A 25,465-nucleotide genomic window follows, 5' to 3' on the forward strand; every position below is an offset into this window, starting at 1 on the left:
CGAGAACACCCCATGGCGGAACTGAACCTAAGTAACCTGACGGAAGCAGACATCATTACCAAATGCGTTATGCCAGCCATTCTCAATGCAGGCTGGGACAACACAACGCAAATCAGACAGGAGGTCAAACTCCGGGACGGTAAAGTCATCGTACGTGGTAAAGTTGCGGCACGCAGAACGGTAAAATCTGCTGACATCGTGCTGTATCACAAACCAGGCATTCCCTTAGCCGTGATTGAAGCAAAAGCCAACAAACATGAAATTGGCAAAGGGATGCAACAGGGCATTGAATATGCGCGCCTGCTGGACGTTCCTTTTGTTTTTGCCACCAACGGGGATGGCTTTATCTTCCGCGATGCCACCGCAGCCGAAGGTGAATGCCTTGAAAAGCAAATAACGCTGGATGACTTCCCCTCCCCCGCTGAACTCTGGCAAAAATTCTGCCTCTGGAAAGGATACACACAAGCTCAGCTTCCGGTGATTACTCAGGACTATTACGACGATGGCAGCGGTAAATCGCCACGTTATTACCAGCTTCAGGCAATCAACAAAACCATTGAAGCCGTCTCCAACGGGCAAAACCGCGTTCTGTTGGTCATGGCGACCGGAACAGGGAAAACCTATACCGCATTCCAGATCATCTGGCGCCTGTGGAAATCAAAAAATAAAAAACGCATTCTGTTCCTTGCCGATCGCAACATTCTGGTCGACCAAACCAAAAATAATGATTTCCAGCCATTTGGTACGGCAATGACCAAAGTCAGCGGACGCACCATTGATCCCGCTTATGAAATTCACCTCGCGCTCTATCAGGCTATAACTGGCCCGGAGGAAGACCAAAAAGCGTTTAAACAAGTCGCACCAGATTTCTTCGATCTGATAGTCATCGACGAATGCCATCGCGGCAGCGCATCCGAAGACAGCGCCTGGCGAGAGATCCTTGATTATTTCAGTTCCGCCACCCAAATTGGCTTAACCGCCACGCCAAAAGAGACGCATGAAGTCTCCAGCACGGATTACTTCGGCGATCCGGTTTACGTCTACTCGCTAAAAGAAGGGATCGAAGACGGCTTCCTCGCCCCTTATAAAGTTGTCCGTGTTGATATTGATGTTGATCTGCAAGGCTGGCGCCCAACCAAAGGGCAAACTGACTTAAACGGCGAAGTGATCGACGATCGTATCTATAACCAGAAAGATTTCGATCGCACGATGGTAATCGACGAACGCACAGAACTGGTTGCCAGAACCATTACCGACTACCTCAAGCGCACCAATCCGATGGATAAAACCATCGTCTTCTGTAACGACATCGATCATGCAGAACGTATGCGCCGCGCCCTGGTTAATCTCAACTCGGAGCAGGTGAAAAAGAACGACAAATACGTCATGAAAATCACCGGCGATGATGAAATTGGCAAAGCTCAGTTGGATAACTTCATCAACCCGAAAAAACCGTACCCGGTTATCGCGACCACTTCAGAGCTGATGACCACCGGTGTGGATGCTAAAACCTGCAAACTGGTAGTACTGGACCAGAACATCCAGTCGATGACCAAATTCAAGCAGATTATCGGTCGTGGTACACGCATCGACGAACGTTACGGCAAACTCTGGTTTACCATCCTCGACTTTAAAAAAGCCACCGAACTGTTTGCCGATGAGCGTTTCGATGGCATTCCCGAAAAAGTCATGGATACCACACCAGAGGATATCACCGATCCAGAATCTGATTTTGAAGAGAAACTCGAAGAAATCAGCGAACATGACGACGAACAGGTAACGGGCGTTGATGAACCGCCTGCGCCACCATACCAGGTTACCGATACCGATGATGTCGGCCCACTTCCGGAAGAAGACGAGAAGAAAATCCGCAAGTTTCACGTCAACGGTGTCGCGGTGGGCGTTATTGCGCAGCGTGTTCAGTATTACGATGCCGACGGTAAACTGGTTACCGAATCTTTTAAAGATTACACCCGCAAAACACTGCTCAAAGAATATGCCTCGCTGGATGACTTTACCCGCAAGTGGCAGGACGCCGATCGCAAAGAAGCGATCATTCACGAGCTGGAGCAACAGGGGATCATCTGGGAAGTACTGGCAGAAGAAGTCGGTAAAGATCTCGACCCGTTCGACATGCTTTGCCACGTAGTGTATGGTCAGCCGCCGTTAACCCGCAAAGAGCGCGCCGAGAACGTGCGCAAGCGGAACTACTTCACAAAATACTCTGAAGCAGCGCAAGCCGTGCTCGATAATCTGCTGGATAAATACGCCGATGCGGGCGTACAGGAGATCGAAAGTATTCAGGTGCTGAAACTTAAACCATTCGACAGCATGGGCACTTTACCGGAGATTATTAAAACCGGATTTGGCGACCGTAACGGGTATAATCAGGCGCTCAGCGAGCTGGAAAACGAAATCTACCAATTACCGCCCCGCTCTGCTTAACAACTCTCTTTTGCGCCTTCTGCAACCATCATGTTGCAGAAGGCCTTGTTTTTCATGGAATACAACATGTCTATCAGCTCAGTAATCAAATCATTACAAGATATTATGCGCAAAGATGCCGGTGTGGATGGCGATGCGCAGCGTCTCGGTCAGCTCTCCTGGCTGCTGTTTTTGAAAATCTTCGATGCCCAGGAAGAGGCGCTGGAACTGGAGCAGGATAACTATCAATATCCGATCCCACAGCGTTATTTGTGGCGCAGTTGGGCCGCCAACGCGCAGGGCATTACCGGTGATTCCCTGCTGGAATTCGTTAATGATGATCTGTTCCCGGCGTTGAAAAACCTCACTGCGCCTATCGATAAAAACCCACGCGGCTACGTGGTGAAGCAGGCGTTCAGCGATGCCTATAACTATATGAAAAACGGTACGCTACTGCGTCAGGTGATCAACAAGCTGAACGAAATTGACTTTACCAGCGCCAGCGAACGCCATCTGTTTGGTGATATTTACGAACAGATCCTTAAAGATCTGCAATCTGCGGGCAATGCTGGCGAATTCTATACTCCACGCGCCGTCACTCGCTTTATGGTGGATCGCGTTGATCCGAAACTCGGCGAATCCATTATGGACCCGGCCTGCGGTACGGGCGGTTTTCTTGCCTGCGCATTTGATCATGTAAAGAACAAATACGTGAAGAGCGTCGCCGATCATCAGACTCTGCAACAACAGATCCACGGTGTCGAGAAAAAACAGCTTCCGCACCTGCTGGCGACCACCAATATGCTGCTGCACGGCATTGAAGTACCGGTACAAATTCGTCACGACAACACCCTGAATAAACCGCTTTCCTCCTGGGATGAGCAACTGGATGTGATTGTTACCAACCCGCCATTTGGTGGCACGGAAGAAGACGGTATTGAGAAGAACTTTCCGGCAGAGATGCAAACCCGCGAAACGGCGGATCTGTTCCTGCAACTGATTGTGGAAGTACTGGCGAAAAACGGTCGCGCGGCGGTGGTATTGCCGGATGGCACACTATTTGGCGAAGGCGTTAAAACCAAAATCAAAAAACTGCTTACCGAAGAGTGCAACCTGCATACCATCGTGCGTTTACCGAATGGGGTGTTTAACCCCTATACCGGCATTAAAACCAACCTGTTGTTCTTTACCAAAGGTCAGCCAACCAAAGAGATTTGGTTCTATGAGCATCCGTATCCGGCGGGCGTGAAAAATTACAGTAAAACCAAGCCGATGAAGTTTGAAGAGTTTCAGGCGGAGATCGACTGGTGGGGGAACGAGGCCGATGGTTTTGCCAGCCGCGTCGAGAATGAGCAGGCGTGGAAAGTCAGCATTGATGACGTGATTGCGCGTAACTTCAATCTGGATATTAAAAACCCACATCAGGCGGAAACCGTTAGCCATGATCCGGACGAGCTGTTAGCGCAGTATGCAAAGCAGCAGGCGGAGATCCAGACGCTGCGTAATCAACTGCGCGATATTCTTGGCGCTGCGCTGTCTGGCAAGGAGGTTAACTGATGAGTGTGGAAAAGCTGATCGTTGATCATATGGAAACCTGGACCTCGGCGTTGCAAACCCGTTCCACCGCCGGGCGCGGCAGTTCCGGAAAAATTGATTTATATGGCATTAAGAAATTACGTGAGCTGATTCTGGAACTGGCTGTGCGCGGTAAACTGGTGCCGCAGGATCCGAATGATGAACCGGCGTCGGAGCTGCTGAAGCGTATTGCGGCGGAAAAAGCGGAGCTGGTGAAGCAAGGTAAAATTAAAAAGCAAAAACCGCTGCCGGAAATTAGCGAGGAAGAGAAGCCGTTTGAATTGCCGGAGGGATGGGAGTGGACGAGGTTAGGATTTATTTCAAACTATGGTTTTTGTGATAAAGCAGAACCTGAAGACGTAACACCTGAAACATGGATCCTTGAATTAGAGGATATAGAGAAAGTCACATCAAAGCTTCTCAATAAGGTAACTTTTGCAGAAAGACCATTTAAAAGCTCTAAGAATCGATTCTCACAAGGTGATGTACTTTATGGAAAATTACGTCCGTACCTAGATAAAGTGATCGTTGCTAATGAACCGGGTGTATGTACTACTGAAATTATCCCAATAACAAGCTATGGTAATATTTACCCAGAGTTCTTACGTCTATTGCTGAAAGCACCAAATTTCATTACTTATGCAAATAGCTCTACACATGGAATGAACTTACCAAGGCTTGGTACAGAAAAAGCTCAGCAGGCTGTCATCGAATTAGCTCCTATCCAGGAGCAACTGCGAATTGTTTCACGTGTTGATAAACTCATGTCTCTCTGCGACCAACTGGAACAACAATCCCTGACCAGTCTGGACGCACATCAGCAACTGGTTGAAACCCTATTGGGAACGCTTACAGACAGCCAAAACGCCGAGGAACTGGCTGAAAACTGGGCGCGTATTAACGAGCACTTCGACACACTATTTACCACCGAAGCCAGCGTGGATGCGTTAAAACAGACCATTCTGCAACTGGCCGTAATGGGTAAACTTGTGCCGCAGGATCCGAATGACGAACCAGCCTCTGAACTGCTCAAACGAATTGCGCAGGAAAAAGCTCAACTGGTGAAAGAAGGGAAAATTAAAAAACAGAAATTGATATCAGCAATTTGTAATAAAAATACTTACCCAGCTTTACCTTCTACTTGGGAATGGGCGCGATTAATTGATTTAGTGTATTTAATAACTGATGGAGCCCATCACACACCTACCTATACTCAAGCAGGTATTCCTTTCATTTCAGTAAAAGATATTAGCTCCGGGAGTATCAATTTTAATGAGACAAAATTCATATCACATGAACAACATAAAGAATTAATTAAAAGATGCCATCCTCAGCGTGGGGACTTATTACTTACTAAAATTGGCACCACGGGAATTCCAGTAATCATCGACACAGATAAGGAGTTCAGTATATTCGTAAGTGTTGCCCTTATCAAATTCCCGAATCATCTGATAAACCCTAATTATTTGAAATTATTAATCTCATCTCCTTTTGTAAAAAAACAATCAGAAGAGGGAACACAAGGGGTTGGTAACAAAAACCTTGTTCTTAAAACAATATCTATGTTTACACTTATGATTCCTCCTTTTGAGGAGCAAGCTCGTATAGTTGATCAGGTAGAAAGAATGCATGTATATTGTGATAAATTAATTAATTACATTAAATCCGCCCAGCAAACCCAACTGCACCTTGCAGACGCACTCACTGACGCGGCGGTAAACTAATTTACCTGCCCTCGCAAAAACCAATAAAGCGGCTAAATAGCCGCTTTATTCACATCACCAAAAATTATATCTCACGCTAATTTTCATCTTATTTTCATTAATTTTTAGCTGGACTTTCCCCATATTTACTGATGATATATACAGGTATTTAGCGCGGTGCGGATGTGCGCCAACACACCCGCACCGCTAATCACAATCCCTATTTCTAAGGAATAGTAATCATGACTGACACGCATTCTATTGCACAACCGTTCGAAGCAGAAGTCTCCCCGGCAAATAACCGTCAATTAACCGTGAGTTATGCGAGTCGCTACCCGGATTACAGCCGTATTCCCGCCATCACCCTGAAAGGTCAGTGGCTGGAAGCCGCCGGTTTTGCCACCGGCACGGCGGTAGATGTCAAAGTGATGGAAGGCTGTATTGTCCTCACCGCCCAACCACCCGCCCCCGAAGAGAGCGAACTGATGCAGTCGCTGCGCCAGGTGTGCAAACTGTCAGCGCGTAAACAGAAGCAGGTGCAGGAGTTTATTGGGGTGATTGCCGGTAAACAGAAAGTCGCCTGATACATTGACCCGGTAGCGCCAGTGCTACCGGGTATTATTCGCCACGTTATACCAACGCGCTCTCCATCTGTTTTTCAAATGCCTGACGGATTAATCCCATAATGTAAGGAAGTTGTGCGAGGTCGCTGAAACCAATTTCTACATCGCCATTGCCCCAGCGCCCAACATTTGTCACATCTTTGGCAATACCTTTCGGATCGACCAGTTCATGAAACTGCATATTAAGCGACAATCGCAGTCGGCTTTTTTGCGGCACAACATCAACAAAATTCGTTTCCGCTTTAAACGCAATATAGAGCTTCAATACTTCCTGCGTGATCCCTGCGTCCAGGCGCATAACTTCATCGCGAAGATGATCGAATAACACCCGGCTATGCGAACCATCAGCAAGAAAAGGATAATCACTCAGGCTGTAACTGGTTTTGTTCTCCGGTTGCCCCCGATAAACAGCTAAAATCTCTTCAGGAAGAGAAGGCGCTTGCCAGACCTGAACCGCGAGATCGGCCAGACGATCGGCTCGGGCGTGAATAGCGGCTTCATCCCATTTTTCGCACTGTCCAAGACCGATATTCAAATAGAGCGGGCTATGTTTAAAGCCATCTTCAATATCGCGTTTTTCCGCGAAAGGTCTGTCACTGTAGCGGGAGTTATAGCGCGTTAATGTGAGATTCCCCAACGTATGCAACAGTTCTTTATGAATGCGTTGCCAGTCACTTCCCAGCTCTTCACGCCATTTAGCCGACAAATTTTCGTTCTGCGGCATAATGTGCTCAATCGTAAACTCTTCCACGCGCTCTCTGCGTTTATCGTTTTCCAGTCGTCGTAACCAGTAACTGCGGCTGCGGAAGTTATAGAGATCGCGAACTTTTAATTCCCGTTTAAATTCATCATCGTTGGGGAAACGACGATATGAAGGCAGGTTCGTAAAATGTACCTGAATACTTTCCAGATATTTTTCTTTATTAATGACCTTATAAAAAGTAGCAAACGTCTTGTTAAGAGAATTTGTCGGAATCGCACACACTGCACGGCGGAAAACATAAGATTCAATTAAACGAATTATGCTCAGGAAATCTTCGTGAGACAAATCGCCATTTTTATAGTCATGATAAAGCGCCAGTAAGAAAGGATACGCTACATCGACCTTTAACTCGCGCAAATCCTGAAAAGCCGTAGCAAGCGATTTGTCACTTTCTTTTCCCAATGCCATTGCACAGTAATACTCCGCGTAGATGTGAATATCTTCAACCAGCCGATCCACGCCCTTTTCAGCAACACTCTGGCTGCGGGCATGCAGTTTAAATGCCTCATAGACTTCATCTGTCCGAGGGATCTCCCCCGTTTTTACCGTCAGATAATGACGCATAAAACTGTCAAAATATTCGCTGTAACCTTGCTGACCAAAAGCGACTTCCATTGGACGCCAGTGATCTTCATACAACCGGGTTTGATACTCTGGTTCGAGACCCATCAGAATAAAATTGCGCACCAGATCGGCCTGACTTAACGCCTTACCGGTGGAGTTCATACTTTCAAAAATCAGTTGCGGATTATCCTGACCACGATTAAGCGCCACATCGACAATTAATAACTTTGCTAACCCACGACATAAGGGAATCAAGTCATCCCCGAGTTTGGCAATTTGTTCATCAAAGAAAGTAAAGTTTTCCACTATTCGATGGGAATAGTTTTCTGGCATTGGTCTTTGTTTTATTAACGCCAGCAAACTGTCTTTATCAGTCTCGGTCAGCAGTAATTTAAATCCTTTCTCGCCGGACTCATAAGGATTGAGCAAATAGTAATTACGCAATTTCATTGCTGAAAAGCCATCAAAAACTTCGTCTTCACCAAGATGGCGCGATAAAGCTTCAATCAGCAACATTGCGGTCGTCAGCCGCTGTTGACCATCAATGACCAGCAACGGAGAAATACCAGAAACCTGATACAATCCCTGCTCTATATAAACAACCGAACCGATAAAATGCGCTGATATATCGTCACGCTTTCCGGCACGAATGATGTCGTCCCAAAGTTGCCGACATTGTTGTTCTGTCCATGAATAAGTCCGTTGATAAATGGGAATAACAAACTGCTGCGAACGTTTTAAAAAATCGAGTAGGCGAGCTTCTGTAGCTTTCATTCTGACGTCTATCCGTGAAGCGATGATTTCGCAATAATAACCACTTCCTTGTGAAGGTTATAGAGAAATCCGGTTTATCTGCGATGAATTGCCCCCTCACTCCACATCCTCCCTGCGTAACCCGATATCCCTCAACCGCTCATCACTCATCTGCTGTAACACGCGTCGGGTCTGCATTTGCCGCCGCCAACGCCTCACCGCCTGCCAGAGTTGCACCAGGCCGATAAACGGCGCTTTAGCTTTGTTTTCGTGAAATTCCATCTGCTGCCTCCTCATCTTTCAGAGGCTTCATCATCCGTCTTCTGGCAGTTCACAATACAGATGCAAATATTAGTTTTATTTAACATACAGACAGGTTAAAACAGCATCTGCATCCGGTTTTTTAGCCCCATCTGTACCGGTTTTTCTCTCTGTATGGTCCACATAAGGAATACAGCATGACGCGTTATCAACATCTGGCGACTCTGCTTGCCGAACGGATTGAGCAAGGGCTGTATCGTCACGGGGAGAAATTGCCGTCGGTGCGCAGCTTAAGTCAGGAGCACGGCGTCAGTATCAGCACCGTGCAGCAGGCGTATCAGACGCTGGAGACGATGAAGCTCATCACTCCGCAGCCGCGTTCGGGTTATTTTGTCGCACAACGTAAAGCCCAGCCGCCAGTACCGCCGATGACGCGTCCGGTGCAGCGCCCGGTGGAAATTACCCAGTGGGATCAGGTGCTGGATATGCTGGAGGCGCATAGCGACAGTTCCATTGTTCCGTTAAGCAAAAGCACGCCGGATGTCGAAACGCCCAGCCTGAAACCGCTGTGGCGGGAGCTAAGCCGGGTGGTGCAGCATAATCTGCAAACCGTTCTCGGTTATGACTTGTTAGCCGGTCAGCGAGTATTGCGAGAGCAGATTGCCCGCCTGATGCTCGACAGCGGCTCGGTAGTCACCGCCGATGACATCATTATTACCAGCGGCTGCCATAACTCGATGTCGCTGGCGTTAATGGCGGTGTGTAAACCGGGCGATATTGTCGCGGTCGAATCCCCCTGTTATTACGGTTCGATGCAGATGCTGCGCGGCATGGGCGTGAAAGTGATTGAAATCCCAACCGATCCAGAAACAGGCATCAGCGTTGAAGCGCTGGAACTGGCGCTGGAACAGTGGCCAATTAAAGGCATCATTCTGGTGCCAAACTGTAATAATCCGCTGGGATTTATTATGCCGGACGCGCGCAAACGGGCCGTTCTCTCTCTCGCTCAGCGTCATGATATTGTGATTTTTGAAGATGATGTCTATGGCGAACTGGCAACGGAGTATCCGCGCCCGCGGACCATTCATTCCTGGGATATCGACGGGCGAGTGCTGTTGTGCAGCTCGTTCAGTAAAAGTATTGCACCAGGCCTGCGCGTGGGTTGGGTCGCACCGGGGCGTTATCACGATAAACTGATGCATATGAAATACGCCATCAGCAGCTTTAATGTGCCGTCCACGCAAATGGCGGCGGCAACGTTTGTGCTGGAAGGTCATTATCATCGCCATATCCGGCGGATGCGGCAGAATTATCAGCGCAATTTGGCGCTTTATACCTGCTGGATACGGGAATATTTTCCCTGCGAAATCTGTATTACGCGCCCGAAAGGCGGATTTTTACTGTGGATAGAATTGCCTGAACAGGTCGATATGGTCTGCGTTGCGCGACAGCTGTACCGCATGAAAATCCAGGTGGCGGCAGGCTCGATTTTCTCGGCTTCCGGCAAATACCGTAATTGTCTACGCATCAACTGCGCTTTACCGCTCAGCGAAACCTATCGCGAAGCACTGAAGCAAATTGGCGAGGCCGTGTATCGGGCAATGGAATGAATTCGAAATAGTGGCGAAGCGCCTGATTTCCTCTCACGAATCGCGTGTGACTCGTTTTATCTTTGCTGGGTCATCGCCACGTTCCAGCCTGAATTAGGCAAACTACGCTTTGTTCATGCCGGATGCGGCGTGAACGCCTTATCCTGCCTACAAACCGCGCAAATTCAATAGATTGTAGAGAAAATGTAGGTCTGATAAGCGTAGCGCATCAGGCTGCTTTGCGTTTGTCATCCGTCTCTGATTAGTACTCGATCCATGGATCACGCTTGCTTTCAGGCAAGGGCTGATCTAATGCCTGCATTTGCTCTGCCGAAAGTCCGGTATATCGTTGTATCCATTCAGGATCGGCCCCATTCTGCAACAACAATCGGAGGAGGCTCCGTTCCCCTTCTACTTTCCCTTCTTTCCTCCCCCTCTCCCTTCCCAACAGCCATCCATCATTATGAATTCGCTCTGCAATTGTCATTATTCGCTCCCTGTGGTGTGGCATTCGCCTGGTAAGTTCGCTGATAAACGCCTTAAAACGCGCTTCATCGCCAGTCAGTAAAATGTAATTTAACAGCGCAGTTATCTGGCTGTCATTAGCGCACCCTGTAACCAGTAATACTGCCAGTTGATCAATAAGCCCCATTAGATCGCGCTGGCGAATATGCTTTTGGATCAACTCCAACAGGGCGACTCTGCGATGCTGCACAATCTCGTCGTCTGGCACGACAGTAACATCCACCAGCGGGAACGCGGCGGTATAAAGCTTCCGTGCGATAGTCGGGTCGGCAAATTCGTCCAGCCAGCACAAAGACCAGGGATAAGGACTACGGCTACCGTGATAAAACAGCATCGGGATGACCAGCGGTAGCGGCCGGCGTTTATCATGTTCGATATGGCGCTGCATCACCGCCATGGAATAGCGCATCAGGCGAAAAGCCATGTGAATATCCTCGCGGCTCTGATGTTCAATCACCACATAGATATAGCCATCGCCTTTACGGGTCTTTACCGACCACAGAATATCGGAATGTAGCGCCCGTAATTTTTCATCGACAAAGCTGGCGGATTCCAGTTTTAAGCTATCGAGATCGCACAGTTCACGTAAATCTATTGGTAAGTGGATCTCCATAAAATCCCGCGCGGTGTCAGGGTGGGTGAGAAAGGATTTAAATAATGCGTCATGCGGCGTGCTGGTCGTGAAGTTTGTCATGGCGATCCATCACCTGTTGAAAAAGATGGCCTGACTTTAGCGACTAACAAAACCATTCTCACCCGGCAATTTCCCATTCCCCGAGGCGCTTTCCAGGCTATTTTTATTCTTCTGCAAACGATACATTTTTCCGGAAACAAGCTCGCGTTTTACATGTCCTGTACCCGGCAGATATTCCCCATTCCACCGCGCTCTTTTGATTAACCGCAAATTTTAATTACACTTAAGGTGTATATTTTCTATGCAACCCATCAATTCAAGAGGTGTAATGTGCTGATGACTATTTGTAATCGTTATACATTCTGACCCGAAGTCAGAAAGTATTTCTCTGTCTGTGTGTTCACAGGCAGTGTGGTTGATTACATGAAATTCAGTACATTTGCAGTCTCGTTGCCCTTCTCACCTGCCTTTCGTCATTACCGACGGTATTGAATTTCGTTTTCCCCGTTGGGGTTCTCCGGACAAGGAGTTGTTTGTTATGCCTCGTTTTTTTGCCCGCCATGCCGCCACGCTGTTTTTCCCGATGGCGTTGATTTTGTATGACTTTGCCGCGTATCTGTCGACGGATCTGATCCAGCCTGGGATCATTAATGTGGTCCGTGATTTTAACGCCGATGTCAGTCTGGCCCCGGCTGCCGTCAGTCTCTATCTCGCTGGCGGTATGGCGTTACAGTGGCTGCTGGGGCCGCTTTCCGACAGAATTGGCCGCAGGCCGGTGCTGATTACCGGGGCGCTAATTTTTACCCTTGCCTGCGCCGCGACAATGTTCACAACGTCAATGACACAATTTCTTATCGCGCGTGCAATTCAGGGCACCAGTATCTGTTTTATTGCTACCGTCGGTTATGTCACGGTGCAGGAAGCGTTCGGGCAGACAAAAGGGATCAAGTTGATGGCGATTATCACCTCCATCGTACTGATTGCGCCAATTATCGGCCCGCTTTCCGGCGCAGCTCTGATGCACTTTGTGCACTGGAAAGTCCTTTTTGCCATCATTGCGATTATGGGTTTTATCTCATTTGTTGGCTTACTGCTGGCGATGCCAGAGACAGTGAAGCGCGGCGCGGTTCCGTTTAGCGCCAAAAGCGTCTTGCGCGATTTTCGTAATGTCTTTTGCAATCGGCTGTTCCTCTTTGGCGCAGCAACCATCTCTTTAAGCTATATCCCGATGATGAGCTGGGTGGCTGTCTCGCCGGTGATCCTTATCGATGCAGGCGGCTTAACAACTTCGCAGTTCGCCTGGACACAGGTTCCGGTGTTCGGTGCGGTGATTGTCGCGAATGCCATCGTGGCGCGTTTTGTTAAAGATCCGACCGAACCGCGGTTTATCTGGCGTGCCGTACCTATTCAACTGGTCGGCCTCGCTCTGTTGATTGTCGGCAATCTGCTGTCGCCGCATGTCTGGCTGTGGTCGGTGCTGGGCACCAGTCTGTATGCTTTCGGGATTGGTTTGATTTTCCCGACCTTATTCCGCTTTACGCTGTTTTCCAATAACTTACCGAAAGGGACCGTCTCCGCATCGCTAAATATGGTGATCCTGATGGTGATGTCGGTCTCGGTCGAAATCGGCCGCTGGCTGTGGTTTAACGGCGGTCGCTTGCCGTTTCATCTGTTAGCCGTTGTGGCGGGCGTTATCGTCGTTTTCACCCTGGCGGGATTGCTCAATCGCGTGCGCCAACATCAGGCTGCCGAGCTGGTGGAGGAGCGGTGATTTTTGCGCGATCCTGCCGTCAGGCTCTATTCTTAACGTTATGAATAAACTCATCGAACTCAGACGCGCCAAAAGGTTGGCGCTCTCTTTACTGCTTATCGCCGCTGCTACCTTTGTCGTTACGCTGTTTTTACCGCCCAATTTTTGGGTGAGCGGCGTGAAGGCGATTGCTGAAGCGGCGATGGTCGGCGCGCTGGCTGACTGGTTTGCGGTGGTGGCGCTATTTCGCCGCGTGCCGATTCCGATCATTTCTCGTCATACGGCGATTATCCCGCGTAATAAAGACAGGATTGGTGAAAATCTCGGCCAGTTCGTGCAGGAAAAATTTCTCGATACCCAGTCGCTGGTGGCATTGATTCGGCGTCATGAACCAGCGTTATTGATCGGTAACTGGTTTAGTCAGCCGGAGAACGCCCGCCGCGTCGGTCAACATCTGCTGCAGATCATGAGTGGTTTTCTTGAACTGACCGATGATGCGCGTATTCAACGCCTGCTTAAGCGCGCAGTCCATCGGGCGATTGATAAGGTCGATCTTTCTGGCACCAGTGCACTGATGCTGGAAAGCATGACTAAAAACGATCGCCATCAGGTGCTGCTGGATACGCTGATCGCACAGTTGATCGCCCTGCTTCAGCGCGATAAATCGCGCAAGTTTATCGCCCAGCAAATTGTTCGCTGGCTGGAGAGCGAGCATCCGCTAAAAGCCAAAATTTTGCCCACTGAATGGCTGGGCGAACATAGCGCGGAGTTAGTTTCTGACGCGGTGAATTCTTTGCTTGATGATATTAGTCGCGATCGTGCGCATCAGATCCGCCATGCATTTGATCGCGCCACCTTCGCCCTGATCGACAAGCTGAAAAACGATCCGGAAATGGCAGCGCGAGCCGATGCCGTAAAAAGCTATCTGAAAGAAGATGAAGCTTTTAACCGCTATCTAAGTGAATTGTGGGGGGATTTACGGGAATGGCTGAAAGCGGATATCAACAGCGAAGATTCTCGTGTGAAAGCACGTATCGCGCGGGCGGGGCAATGGTTTGGCGAAACGTTAATTGCCGATGATGCCTTGCGGGCGTCGTTAAATGGTCATCTGGAACAAGCCGCGCACCGTGTCGCGCCTGAGTTTTCCGCATTCCTGACGCGCCATATCAGCGATACGGTAAAAAGCTGGGATGCGCGGGATATGTCGCGGCAAATCGAGTTAAATATTGGCAAAGATCTGCAGTTTATCCGTGTCAACGGTACGCTAGTTGGCGGTTGTATTGGGCTAATTTTGTATTTGCTGTCGCAGCTCCCGGCCTTGTTCCCCCTCGGCAATTTTTAGAAATCCATGAAAAACTAAGTGGCTAACCGCGAGAGAGATCAAATAAACCACACTAAAAGAATGGTAATAATGTGGCCTCTTTTCATTATCTCCCGTGGTACGGGGAAGGAAAATCATGTCACTTGTCACCGATCTACCCGCTATTTTCGATCAGTTCTCTGAAGCTCGCCAGAAAGGCTTTCTCACCGTCATGGATCTCAAGGAGCGCGGCATTCCGCTGGTTGGTACCTACTGTACTTTTATGCCGCAAGAGATCCCAATGGCAGCCGGTGCGGTTGTGGTTTCGCTCTGTTCCACCTCTGATGAAACCATTGAAGAAGCGGAAAAAGACCTGCCGCGCAATCTCTGCCCGCTGATTAAAAGCAGCTATGGCTTCGGCAAAACCGATAAATGCCCCTACTTCTACTTTTCCGATCTGGTGGTGGGTGAAACCACCTGCGACGGCAAAAAGAAAATGTATGAATACATGGCAGAGTTTAAGCCCGTGCATGTGATGCAATTGCCCAACAGCGTTAAGGACGATGCCTCGCGTGCATTATGGAAAGCTGAGATGCTGCGCTTACAAAAAGCGGTAGAGGAACGTTTTGGACACGAGATTAGCGAAGATGCTCTGCGCGATGCCATTGCGCTGAAAAACCGCGAACGTCGCGCACTGGCCAATTTTTATCATCTTGGGCAGTTAAATCCTCCAGCGCTTAGCGGCAGCGACATTCTGAAAGTGGTCTACGGCGCAACCTTCCGGTTCGATAAAGAGGCGTTGGTTGACGAACTGGATGCAATGACCGCCCGCGTTCGTCAGCAGTGGGAAGAAGGCCAGCGACTGGACCCGCGTCCACGCATTTTAATCACCGGCTGCCCAATTGGCGGCGCAGCAGAGAAAGTGGTGCGCGCGATTGAAGAGAATGGCGGCTGGGTTGTCGGTTATGAAAACTGCACCGGGGCGAAAGCGACCGAGCAACGCGTGGCAGAAACGGGCGATGTCTACGACGCGCTGGCGGATAAATATCTGGCGATTGGCTGCTCCTGTGTTTCGCCGAACGATCAGCGCCTGAAAATGCTCAGCCAGATGGTGGAAGAATATCAGGTCGATGGCGTAGTTGATGTGATTTTGCAGGCGTGCCATACCTATGCGGTGGAATCGCTGGCGATTAAACGTCATGTGCGTCAGCAGCACAACATTCCTTATATCGCTATTGAAACAGACTACTCCACCTCAGATGTCGGGCAGCTCAGCACCCGTGTCGCGGCCTTTATTGAGATGCTGTAAGGAGTGGCAGTGGCATATTCGATTGGCATTGATTCCGGCTCAACCGCCACCAAAGGGATCTTACTGGCAGACGGCGTGATTACGCGCCGTTTCCTCGTTCCAACACCCTTTCGCCCGGCAACAGCAATTACTGAAGCCTGGGAAACTCTGCGCGAAGGGTTAGAAACAACGCCGTTTCTGACGCTCACCGGCTACGGGCGGCAACTGGTGGATTTTGCCGATAAACAGGTGACGGAAATCTCCTGTCACGGGCTGGGCGCTCGGTTTCTTGCGCCAGCAACGCGCGCGATAATTGACATCGGCGGTCAGGACAGCAAAGTGATTCAGCTTGATGATGACGGTAACCTGTGCGATTTCCTGATGAATGACAAATGCGCGGCGGGCACCGGGCGTTTCCTGGAGGTGATCTCGCGCACGCTTGGCACCAACGTCGAACAGCTCGACAGCATAACGGAAAATATCACGCCGCACGCCATCACGAGTATGTGTACAGTGTTTGCCGAATCAGAAGTGATCAGCCTGCGCTCAGCGGGCGTCGCGCCAGAAGCGATTCTCGCTGGAGTGATTAACGCGATGGCGCGGCGGAGTGCCAATTTCATTGCTCGTCTCTCCTGTGAAGCGCCGATTCTGTTTACTGGTGGCGTTAGTCATTGCCAGACGTTTGCCCGGATGCTGGAATCTCATCTGGGAATGCCGGTAAATACCCATCCTGATGCGCAATTTGCTGGCGCAATTGGCGCGGCGGTAATTGGTCAACGAGTGTGGACACGCCGATGAAAGAGTTTTTATTTTTGTTTCACTCCACGGTCGGCGTCATACAAACCCGCAAGGCGTTGCAGGCAGCGGGCATGACTTTTCGCGTCAGCGATATTCCCCGTGATTTACGCGGCGGCTGCGGGTTATGCATTTGGCTGACCTGTCCCCCCGGCGAGGAAATACAATGGATGATCCCTGGGCAGACCGAAGCGATATATTGCCAGCAGGGCAGCGACTGGCAGTGCGTGGTGCATTACGATTCAGAAGCGTCAACCATGCAATAAGATCTTTAAATATAACGCCCGGATATTTGGCTGCACATAATCCTGCATGAAGGAAGTTGTATTAAATATCTCGCCTGCTGTGAAATATTTCCCGTCCACAAAATGAGCGATTTTTGATAGCACCTTACTATTGCGCGTCTAAAATACAATATACATTGTATTATACTTAAACCCATAATTATACATAGAGCAATAAAATGATTACCGGGTGTGGTAATGATAAAGATAAGTTTCAGTGTGAAGCTTATCTTTACCCACACCCCCTGATTATATTAGATTTAGAAGAACATTTCACAATTCAAGGATAAAAATATGGGCTCCACATTTAACATATACGGCGATATTCTTCCAACACTCGACATGTATTCGGGACTAAAACCTTGCCATAAAAAAAGCAACCAACCATTTGACATTAACACGGAAATTGAAACCATACAAAAACAAATTAATTATGATATAAATCATTTGAATGATGGTTTTATTAAGCGTGTACTGAATGTTTTTATTCACCTTATCTCTAATCCCGACAATCTCGAATTAACCTTAAATCGATATTCATCAACAACAGAACAAATCATCGCCAAAACCAAAAGAAATGGTTTAAATGAGTTTGAAATTAACGATCTAAAAATAATATTTAATCGACAAGATGATAATGAAAGCGTATTAACTGTTTACCACAAAGATATAAGTCATAGTTGCAATGTTAAAACCGAGCAACTGCAGCAGTTTATTAAAATAATGGAACAAAAAGCGCAACTACCAATCTATATTGACAAGAACAATTTGAAAGAGAGCATTTTCTCTGTTTTGCGAAATGACCCACAGCACGTAGAAAAAGAGCAATACCTTCCCTTTGATAAGTTTTTAACACATGCCTGCAAAAGTTCAAATTCATTTGAAGTGAAATTAGATGCCACTCATCAATATCGACATCTGAATAACTTCATAATTTCTTTTGACCCAGTAGAAAGTCAATTAACCATACGGGATAATAATAACGAGACTGAAACTATCTCGTTGACAAACTTACAATGGGAAAATGTGCTGCAATACTACAGAGAAAATCACCAGCAGCCAAATATATCAGGATCACGAAATCTCACGGATAATAGAGATAAAATAAAAAATACAATATCCACCTCTGAAATTATAGAGTGCGCCTCTCCTGAAATAAGAAATAGCGTTCTGAACGATCTTTATAGCATTGCTCACTTCCTCCCGGACAATAATCTGACACCAAATGAGAGCTGGAAAAGATTTTGTCATACATGCGAGCGCTTTTACGTTGCTCAGAAGAGTATCACTGGAGATAAGAGTGAACGTCTTACGCGAAAACTCTCTGTCTCTGATGCAGGAATTACAATGACCTTCAAGATAGGTGATATTGTCATCAATACTATTAGCACTGCTATTCCTAAAGATGAATCGGGTCAACGGTGTATCAAAGGGTTGAATTTAGCGGGAATGGATTTAACCGGCATAGACTTGTCTAAAATGGCTCTAAGGAATGTCAATTTTAATGGCAGCATTCTTAGAAAAGCGGATTTCTCCGGTACGATCTGTGAAGGCGTGGATTTTACAGATTGTGATCTGCGTAATGCAAAATTCGAAAATGCCACATTAGAAAATAATGATTTTCGTAAAGTTCGCCACTTGACTTATGTAAATTTCAAAAACGCAAATCTACGAAACTGTAACTTCAGCGGAAAAGTTCTCACTGGCGTTAATTTTACTGGAAGTGACCTTAGTAATGCTTATCTTGAACACATAGATTTCACATCAGTCATTCTATATGAAACATCTGCAACATCTGCAACATCTGCAACATCTGCAACATCTGATACTTCTAAAATACCTGAAATACCTGGAGCACCTAAAATACCTGCAACACCTCGAATACCTGGTACACCTAAAGTAATTCTTACTGGAGCAATACTAAATTATTCCGATCTATCGGATAAAGATCTTTCAGAATATGATCTTACTGGTACTGTCTGCATGTTTACCAATTTTACAAACGCTAATTTAACAAAATGCAAACTGTTTAATACAAACTTTTCTGCTGCAACATTTAACAATACTAATTTCACTGGTACAGAAGGTTCTAATATTCTATTTAACCATGCATGGTTGTTCAATACGATATTTATAGATACAATTTTTAAAAATGCCTGTTTTTTCAATACCAAAGTGAATAATGTTTCTCTTAAGAGTGCATATCTTTACAATGATAATATCGATAAAAAAGCCAATGACAGTACCGATAAACAAGCCAAGAACAGTACCGAGCAACAGGACAGTAACAGTTTTAATCAAGCCCGTTTAAAGAAAGAAGTGAATAGTAGTTTTTCCATTCCGGGTTTAACGTCTTATCAGCCAACGTATATAGTTGACGAATAGTTCAATAATCACCCAAACAGAGTGAGTATGGCAGAGGATATAAATTGTTAACCGCCTCATCTATCATTCATGGATGAGGCGCATTTATCAGTCGATGTAAGCTGAAAATGTTCCGCCATCCAAAGACAAACGCCGCAACTCCCCTGCGGCGTTTACTATTTCATCGCCCCGCGTTAAGAATTCATTAAGCTTCATCCGTATACTCCTTATCTGTCGCACTGAATTTGATGAGAAAAAAAGCAATAATAAGGAGCAACAAGTTGAAAAAGCGCATCACCTTAATCGTTTTTCTTTGCGCCATCGTGGCGGTAAGCCTGTTTTTTGTGCAATCCTGCGTCCGTAAAAGCCAGCATGTCGCAGGGTTTCAGAATTATCAGGCCACTATCGATGGTAAAGAGATTACAGGAGTAACTAAAAATATCTCCTCACTGACCTGGTCTGCGCAGAGCAATACCTTGTTTAGCACTATCAACAAACCTGCAACCATCGTTGAAATGACGACCGAGGGCGATCTGATCCGCACCATTCCGCTCGATTTCGTTAAGGATCTCGAGACGATTGAATACATTGGTGATAATAAATTTGTCATCAGTGATGAACGTGATTATGCCATTTATGTGATTTCACTTAACGCTGATTCGGAAGTGAGCATCCTCAAAAAAATTAAAATCCCATTGCAGGAAACGCCAACCAACTGTGGCTTTGAAGGGCTGGCTTATTCCTCTCAGGACCATACCTTCTGGTTTTTTAAAGAGAAAAATCCGATAGAGGTCTACAAAGTTACCGGGCTATTGCGTAGCGATGAGTTGCATATCAGCAAAGATAAAGCGTTGCAGCGTCAGTTTACTTTGGATGATGTTTCTGGCGCGGAATTTAACCCACAAAAAAATACGTTGCTGGTGTTGTCACATGAGTCACGCGCCCTGCAGGAAGTGACCGTGACAGGTGACGTGATCGGCGAAATGTCGTTAACCAAAGGCAGGTATGGCCTTTCACACAATATCAAGCAGGCGGAAGGGATAGCGATGGATGCCAGTGGCAACATCTATATCGTTGGCGAACCCAATCTTTTTTATCGCTTTACGTCGACAAAATCACAATAACAGTCTGGCAGGCTCGCCTTTTTTGTTATTAAATTGTTAACTCAATTAATACAAATCAGGCAGAACATGAATTCGACATCGCATCCTGTAGAACGTTTTTCTTTCAGCACCGCGTTATTCGGGATGCTGGTTCTGACCTTAGGTATGGGTTTAGGCCGCTTTCTCTATACGCCTATGCTGCCAGTCATGCTAGCGGAAGGCGAGTTTTCCTTTAGCGAACTCTCGTGGATCGCCAGTGGTAACTATGCCGGGTATCTGGCGGGGAGCCTGCTGTTTTCATTCGGCGCGTTTCATTTGCCCTCACGCCTGCGCCCATTCCTGTTAGCTTCCGCCCTCGCAACCGGATTATTAATCCTCGCGATGGCGTGGCTACCGCCGTTTCTTCTGGTTTTCATCATTCGCTTTCTGGCGGGAGTCGCCAGCGCCGGGATGTTGATTTTCGGCTCAACGCTCATCATGCAACATACCCGCCATCCCTTTGTTCTTGCGGCGCTATTTTCTGGCGTTGGCGTCGGTATTGCTCTGGGTAATGAATATGTACTGGCAGGCCTGCATTTTTCCCTCTCTTCACAAACGTTGTGGCAAGGTGCCGGGGCACTTTCTGCCATAATATTGCTTGTTCTGGCGCTGCTCATTCCGTCGAAGAAACATATTATCGCACCAGCACCATTGGCAAAAATTGCCCGACAACCCATGAGCTGGTGGTTACTGGCGATTCTGTATGGTCTGGCGGGTTTTGGTTATATCATCGTCGCCACGTACCTGCCGCTCATGGCGAAAGACGCGGGCCAGCCTGTGCTGACGGCTCACCTTTGGACACTGGTTGGCTTGTCAATTGTCCCAGGTTGCTTTGGCTGGCTATGGGCAGCCAAACGGTGGGGAGCATTACCTTGCCTGACCGCGAATTTGCTGGTGCAGGCTGTCTGCGTACTGTTAACCCTCGCCAGTAGCTCTCCTTTATTACTCATCATCAGCAGTATTGGTTTTGGCGGCACCTTTATGGGGACGACCTCGCTGGTGATGACCATCGCCCGCCAGCTTAGCGTGCCGGGAAATCTTAACCTTTTGGGCTTTGTGACACTCATTTATGGTATCGGGCAAATTCTTGGCCCGGTGCTGACCAGCATGCTCGGCAACGGAACGTCGGCGCTCGCCAGTGCCACGCTCTGTGGCGCAGCTGCGCTATTTATCGCAGCGTTAATCTGCGGGATGCAAATATTCAAAATACATACGAATTACTCTTAGTTGATTTAATGAATTTAACTTTTCAGTACAGCACGTAAAATAACTAAAACCCCCTTGTTCTTTGGCGGTGCTCAGCCACCGCCACTATTATTCATGGTTTAGCAAATTTACGGCTAATTCATTATTTCTGGTCATATTATAGTCAGGATCGTTTTATACCTCCGTGCTAGAAAAAACACGTTTAATTCTGTTTTTTACGGAAGGTCACTATGGCTTCGACAAATGCGCAGCAAATAAAAAATAATGATCAAAACTCTTTATGCGGTCTGGGTGACAAAATACGCCGCCTGGCCGCCGGAGTTTGTTTATTCACACAAATTTTTTTCCCCGTCATGGTGACGGCACAAAATGTGGTACACGCTAAACCCCAGATGACAGTTTCATCTCCTCCCCCTCTTACAGAAAATAAAACCGTACCTTACACGCTTGGCGCGCTGGAATCAGCGCAAAGTGTTGCTGACCGGTTTGGTATTTCACTGGAAGAGCTTCGTCGTCTTAATCAGTTTCGTACTTTTGCCCGCGGCTTTGATAACGTGCGTCAGGGTGAAGAACTGGATGTTCCGGCAACAACCTCGCAGAGAAGTCATGAGCTACAAAATGCCGTATCACCGGCGAATGCCGAAAACACTCTGGAGAATCAAATAGCCAGTACTTCACAGCGAGTTGGCACTCTGCTTTCACAAGATATGAATAGTGAGCAGGCGAGCAGCATGGCGCGTGGTTGGGCGTCTTCAGAAGCCTCTGGCACGATGACTGATTGGTTAAATGACTTTGGCACCGCGAAAATCTCTCTGGGCGTGGATGAAGATTTTAGCCTGAAAAATTCGGAATTCGACTTCCTGCATCCATGGTATGACACACCCGATTATCTGCTCTTCAGCCAGCATACTCTTCACCGAACGGACGATCGCACCCAGATCAACACCGGTTTAGGCTGGCGTTACTTCACCCCCAGTTGGATGTCAGGCATCAACCTGTTTTTTGATCACGACCTGAGCCGCTATCACTCCCGCGCGGGACTTGGCGCAGAATACTGGCGTGACTATCTGAAGTTGAGCAGCAATGCTTATATCGGCCTGACCGGCTGGCGTAGCGCACCAGAATTGGATAATGACTACGAAGCCCGCCCGGCTAACGGCTGGGATTTACGCGCAGAAGGCTGGTTACCTGCCTGGCCGCATCTGGGTGGAAAACTGGTCTATGAACAATACTATGGCGATGAAGTGGCGCTGTTTGACAAGAATGATCGTCAAAGTAATCCCCATGCTATTACCGCAGGCCTCAACTATACCCCCTTCCCGCTTCTGACTCTCAGTGCAGAACAGCGTCAGGGGAAACAAGGTGAAAATGACACACGGTTTGCCGTTGATCTGACCTGGCAACCCAGCAGTTCAATGCAGAAACAGCTTAACCCGGACGAAGTGGCCGGACGGCGCAGTCTGGCCGGTAGTCGTTATGACCTGATTGATCGCAACAACAACATCGTTCTGGAATATCGCAAGAAAGAGCTGATTCGCCTGAGTCTGCTGGATCCGGTGAAAGGAAAGTCTGGAGAAATAAAACCGCTGGTTTCCTCGCTACAGACCAAATATGCCCTGAAAGGCTATAAAATCGACGCTGCTGCGCTGGAATCTGCTGGAGGAAAAGTCAGCACTTCCGGAAAAGATATCACGGTCACGCTGCCTGGTTACCGCTTCACTAACACCCCGGAAACCGATAATACGTGGCCGATAGACGTTACCGCTGAGGATGTAAAAGGTAATCTGTCACATCGTGAGCAAAGCATGGTCGTCATCCAGGCTCCGGCATTAAGCCAGAAAGATTCTCTGTTATCCGTTAATCCGCTAACCCTGGCAGCAGATAAAAAATCGACTACCACATTGACTGTGACTGCGCACGATTCCGACGGTACCCCGGTTCCGGGGCTGGCACTGCAAACCCGCAGTGAAGGTGTTCAGGATATCACTCTGTCTGACTGGACAGATAACGGGGATGGTAGCTACACACAGATGCTGACTGCAGGAACGACTTCAGGTTCAGTTACACTGACACCGCAACTTAACGGTGAGAGTGCGGTAAAAGAATCCATCGTCGTTAATATCGTCCCTGTTGTCTCATCCCGCGACCATTCTTCAATATCCATAGATAACATATTGTATTATGCCGGAGACGACATCAAAGTCAGGGTAGAACTGAAAGACGACAAAAATAAACCGGTTGAATATCAAGAAGACGCGTTGGTAAAAGCCGTCACTGTCGAGAACAGCAAACCAGGCGCCACGGTTGTCTGGCACGAAGAGCATCCGGGCGTTTATGCAGCGAATTATCCGGCCCATAAGCAAGGAGCAGCCCTGAGGGCACAACTTAGCCTTCACAACTGGAATACTCCTCTGCAATCGCATATTTATAATATCGAAGCAAACCAGAATAAGGCTCACGTCGCCACATTATCCGCAACGAATAATGACGTTTACGCCGATAAAAAGACGTTTAATACCATCACTATTAACGTCACTGATGAGAGTGATAATCCCCTGAGAAATCATCAGGTCACCTTTAAGAATGAGAAAGGAAGCGCGGAATTTGTAGAACCGACGCAGCAAAATACTGATGCACATGGTGTTGCCACAATTAACATGATAAGTCAGGTTGCGGAAGAAAATACGATTAGCGCTACGCTGCCAAATGGTTCTACTCAACGGGTAACTGCGAAATTTGTTAGCGATTCGAATACGCCAAAACTCAAACAACTGGTTGCCGCGCCAGATACCATTAGTGCTGGTAATAGCCAGGGTAGTACCCTGACCGCCACCGTCACAGACTTTCATAACAACCCGTTAAAAGATATGAAAGTGAATTTTGTGGCACCAACTGACTCGCAACTGGACAACACGACCGCCACAACTGACCAGTCCGGGATTGCGCGGGTGCACCTGACCAGTTCAAAAGCAGGTAACTATACCGTCGATGCCTCGCTTGAGGCGGATAAAAATATTCACCAGTCGGTTACGGTTACCGTGGTCCCAAACAGGGAACAATCGGTAATTATTTTGAATGCCGGATCGGGCAGTACGATTGCTAACAATACAGATACCGTTACCCTGACTGCCAGTGTGAAAGATGTTTATGGACACTCACTACCGGATGAGGATGTGAAATTTACCTTGCCAGCATCTATGACAGGGAACTTCACGCTAAGTAGTGACACCGCTCGCACCGATTCAAACGGCAATGCCGTGGTCACATTGCGAGGCACAAAAGCGGGTGAGTTTACAGTGACGGCGACACTGAGCAGAAATAATACCAGTGCTAATCAGCTAGTCTATTTTATTGGGGATACAAGCAGCGCGCAGCTCCAGCCGCTGACTGCCTCATTAAATACCATAGTTGCTGGCAACAGTACGGGGAGTACCCTGACAGCAACGATCCTGGACGCTTACCAAAATCCGCTTAAAGACCAACAGGTCACTTTCCAGAGTAACGATGTCACACTAAGCGGAACAGAAGTCGCCACTAATACGCAGGGTCAAGCGACGGTAATAATGACCAGCAATATTGCCGGACAACATAACGTAGTGGTGAGCCGGAAAGCGCAATCATCTGATAATAAAACGTTTAGTTTATCAGTGCTCCCGGATGAAAGTTCGGCGAAGATAATAAGTATAACCGGAGCCGAAAAAACGATAATGGTTAGCGAAAACATCACGCTACGTATATACGTACAGGATGCGTTTAATAACATCATAGCCGGTCAACGCGTCAGATTAAGTGCGCTGCCAACCGCTAACATTACGATAGACGATACGGCTTACACCGATAATAACTGGATTTGCCCCTATATTTCCAGACACCTGTTATCACTTAACCCATTACTGGCTTGCTGCCGTAGATATTCCCGTGG

General features: G+C 47.7%; 17 protein-coding genes and 1 pseudogene. 14 read left to right on the forward strand and 4 right to left on the reverse strand.

What is annotated here, in order from left to right; all coding sequences use genetic code 11:
- Positions 1-12 precede the first annotated feature (12 nt).
- The 4 genes from hsdR (at position 13) to symE (ending at position 6,286) form a co-directional block, all read left to right on the forward strand.
- Positions 13-2,445: an EcoAI/FtnUII family type I restriction enzme subunit R gene (gene hsdR / locus BEB54_RS22415; RefSeq protein WP_105277253.1), complete on the forward strand. Its 2,433-nt coding sequence runs from the start codon at positions 13-15 to the stop codon at positions 2,443-2,445.
- A gap of 66 nt (positions 2,446-2,511) precedes the next feature.
- A complete protein-coding gene (locus tag BEB54_RS22420; protein ID WP_001387312.1) occupies positions 2,512-3,981 on the forward strand; it encodes a type I restriction-modification system subunit M in 1,470 nt (489 codons plus the stop codon).
- Positions 3,981-5,723 (forward strand): restriction endonuclease subunit S, encoded by a 1,743-nt coding sequence (locus BEB54_RS22425; protein ID WP_105282286.1) that lies wholly within the window; start codon positions 3,981-3,983, stop codon positions 5,721-5,723. The genes BEB54_RS22420 and BEB54_RS22425 overlap by 1 nt, the downstream gene beginning before the upstream one ends.
- Positions 5,724-5,944: 221 nt before the next feature.
- Positions 5,945-6,286, forward strand: a complete 342-nt coding sequence (gene symE / locus BEB54_RS22430) for an endoribonuclease SymE (RefSeq protein WP_000132619.1) — start codon at positions 5,945-5,947, stop codon at positions 6,284-6,286.
- Between the two features lie 46 nt (positions 6,287-6,332).
- Here the strand turns inward: symE and BEB54_RS29450 are convergent, their stop codons facing one another.
- The 3 genes and pseudogenes from BEB54_RS29450 to BEB54_RS29990 form a co-directional block, all read right to left on the reverse strand.
- A complete protein-coding gene (locus BEB54_RS29450; protein ID WP_143425165.1) occupies positions 6,333-7,496 on the reverse strand; it encodes a GmrSD restriction endonuclease domain-containing protein in 1,164 nt (387 codons plus the stop codon).
- 276 nt (positions 7,497-7,772) lie between these two features.
- Positions 7,773-8,426, reverse strand: a pseudogene (locus BEB54_RS29455) (DUF262 domain-containing protein); the annotation flags it as partial.
- A gap of 96 nt (positions 8,427-8,522) precedes the next feature.
- The gene (locus BEB54_RS29990; protein WP_000394264.1) at positions 8,523-8,687 is read right to left on the reverse strand and encodes a DUF1127 domain-containing protein; all 165 of its coding nucleotides are present in this window, start codon (positions 8,685-8,687) and stop codon (positions 8,523-8,525) included.
- Positions 8,688-8,863: 176 nt separating this feature from the next.
- Between BEB54_RS29990 and BEB54_RS22445 the strand changes: the two genes are divergently transcribed.
- Positions 8,864-10,276: an aminotransferase-like domain-containing protein gene (locus BEB54_RS22445; protein WP_000199312.1), complete on the forward strand. Its 1,413-nt coding sequence runs from the start codon at positions 8,864-8,866 to the stop codon at positions 10,274-10,276.
- A gap of 241 nt (positions 10,277-10,517) precedes the next feature.
- On the opposite strand, the gene BEB54_RS22450 is transcribed toward BEB54_RS22445, so the two are convergent.
- Entirely contained in the window at positions 10,518-11,474 is a 957-nt protein-coding gene (locus BEB54_RS22450) for an Rpn family recombination-promoting nuclease/putative transposase (RefSeq protein WP_105277737.1), read from the reverse strand.
- 478 nt (positions 11,475-11,952) lie between these two features.
- Between BEB54_RS22450 and mdtM the strand changes: the two genes are divergently transcribed.
- The 9 genes from mdtM to BEB54_RS22510 form a co-directional block, all read left to right on the forward strand.
- Positions 11,953-13,185, forward strand: coding sequence for a multidrug efflux MFS transporter MdtM (mdtM, locus tag BEB54_RS22455; RefSeq protein ID WP_105277736.1), 1,233 nt, complete (start codon positions 11,953-11,955; stop codon positions 13,183-13,185).
- Between the two features lie 40 nt (positions 13,186-13,225).
- Complete coding sequence (locus BEB54_RS22460; protein WP_105277735.1) at positions 13,226-14,506, forward strand: DUF445 domain-containing protein; 1,281 nt, start codon at positions 13,226-13,228, stop codon at positions 14,504-14,506.
- Positions 14,507-14,621: 115 nt separating this feature from the next.
- Entirely contained in the window at positions 14,622-15,773 is a 1,152-nt protein-coding gene (locus BEB54_RS22465; RefSeq protein ID WP_105277734.1) for a double-cubane-cluster-containing anaerobic reductase, read from the forward strand.
- Between the two features lie 9 nt (positions 15,774-15,782).
- Positions 15,783-16,550 (forward strand): putative 2-hydroxyacyl-CoA dehydratase activator YjiL, encoded by a 768-nt coding sequence (yjiL, locus tag BEB54_RS22470; RefSeq protein ID WP_105277733.1) that lies wholly within the window; start codon positions 15,783-15,785, stop codon positions 16,548-16,550.
- The gene (locus BEB54_RS22475; protein ID WP_105277732.1) at positions 16,547-16,813 is read left to right on the forward strand and encodes a DUF3343 domain-containing protein; all 267 of its coding nucleotides are present in this window, start codon (positions 16,547-16,549) and stop codon (positions 16,811-16,813) included. The genes yjiL and BEB54_RS22475 overlap by 4 nt, the downstream gene beginning before the upstream one ends.
- A 312-nt stretch (positions 16,814-17,125) precedes the next feature.
- Positions 17,126-19,216, forward strand: a complete 2,091-nt coding sequence (locus BEB54_RS22480) for a pentapeptide repeat-containing protein (protein ID WP_105282287.1) — start codon at positions 17,126-17,128, stop codon at positions 19,214-19,216.
- A gap of 260 nt (positions 19,217-19,476) precedes the next feature.
- Positions 19,477-20,319, forward strand: coding sequence for an SdiA-regulated domain-containing protein (locus BEB54_RS22490; protein ID WP_123059760.1), 843 nt, complete (start codon positions 19,477-19,479; stop codon positions 20,317-20,319).
- Positions 20,320-20,385: 66 nt separating this feature from the next.
- Positions 20,386-21,564 (forward strand): MFS transporter, encoded by a 1,179-nt coding sequence (locus BEB54_RS22495; RefSeq protein ID WP_105277730.1) that lies wholly within the window; start codon positions 20,386-20,388, stop codon positions 21,562-21,564.
- Between the two features lie 209 nt (positions 21,565-21,773).
- Positions 21,774-25,465: inverse autotransporter beta domain-containing protein (locus BEB54_RS22510; RefSeq protein WP_236943378.1), on the forward strand; the 3,692-nt coding region annotated here is incomplete at its 3' end.

It is taken from the genome of Escherichia sp. MOD1-EC6021 (genome assembly GCF_002965245.1).
GTDB classification, from domain to species: Bacteria; Pseudomonadota; Gammaproteobacteria; order Enterobacterales; family Enterobacteriaceae; genus Escherichia; species Escherichia coli_F.

Coding starts and splice junctions, on each gene's coding strand:
- hsdR (WP_105277253.1), top strand. CDS start 13: ATGGCGGAACTGAACCTAAGTAACCTGACGGAAGCAGACATCATTACC.
- BEB54_RS22420 (WP_001387312.1), top strand. CDS start 2,512: ATGTCTATCAGCTCAGTAATCAAATCATTACAAGATATTATGCGCAAA.
- BEB54_RS22425 (WP_105282286.1), top strand. CDS start 3,981: ATGAGTGTGGAAAAGCTGATCGTTGATCATATGGAAACCTGGACCTCG.
- symE (WP_000132619.1), top strand. CDS start 5,945: ATGACTGACACGCATTCTATTGCACAACCGTTCGAAGCAGAAGTCTCC.
- BEB54_RS29450 (WP_143425165.1), bottom strand. CDS start 7,496: ATGGCATTGGGAAAAGAAAGTGACAAATCGCTTGCTACGGCTTTTCAG.
- BEB54_RS29990 (WP_000394264.1), bottom strand. CDS start 8,687: ATGGAATTTCACGAAAACAAAGCTAAAGCGCCGTTTATCGGCCTGGTG.
- BEB54_RS22445 (WP_000199312.1), top strand. CDS start 8,864: ATGACGCGTTATCAACATCTGGCGACTCTGCTTGCCGAACGGATTGAG.
- BEB54_RS22450 (WP_105277737.1), bottom strand. CDS start 11,474: ATGACAAACTTCACGACCAGCACGCCGCATGACGCATTATTTAAATCC.
- mdtM (WP_105277736.1), top strand. CDS start 11,953: ATGCCTCGTTTTTTTGCCCGCCATGCCGCCACGCTGTTTTTCCCGATG.
- BEB54_RS22460 (WP_105277735.1), top strand. CDS start 13,226: ATGAATAAACTCATCGAACTCAGACGCGCCAAAAGGTTGGCGCTCTCT.
- BEB54_RS22465 (WP_105277734.1), top strand. CDS start 14,622: ATGTCACTTGTCACCGATCTACCCGCTATTTTCGATCAGTTCTCTGAA.
- BEB54_RS22475 (WP_105277732.1), top strand. CDS start 16,547: ATGAAAGAGTTTTTATTTTTGTTTCACTCCACGGTCGGCGTCATACAA.
- BEB54_RS22480 (WP_105282287.1), top strand. CDS start 17,126: ATGGGCTCCACATTTAACATATACGGCGATATTCTTCCAACACTCGAC.
- BEB54_RS22495 (WP_105277730.1), top strand. CDS start 20,386: ATGAATTCGACATCGCATCCTGTAGAACGTTTTTCTTTCAGCACCGCG.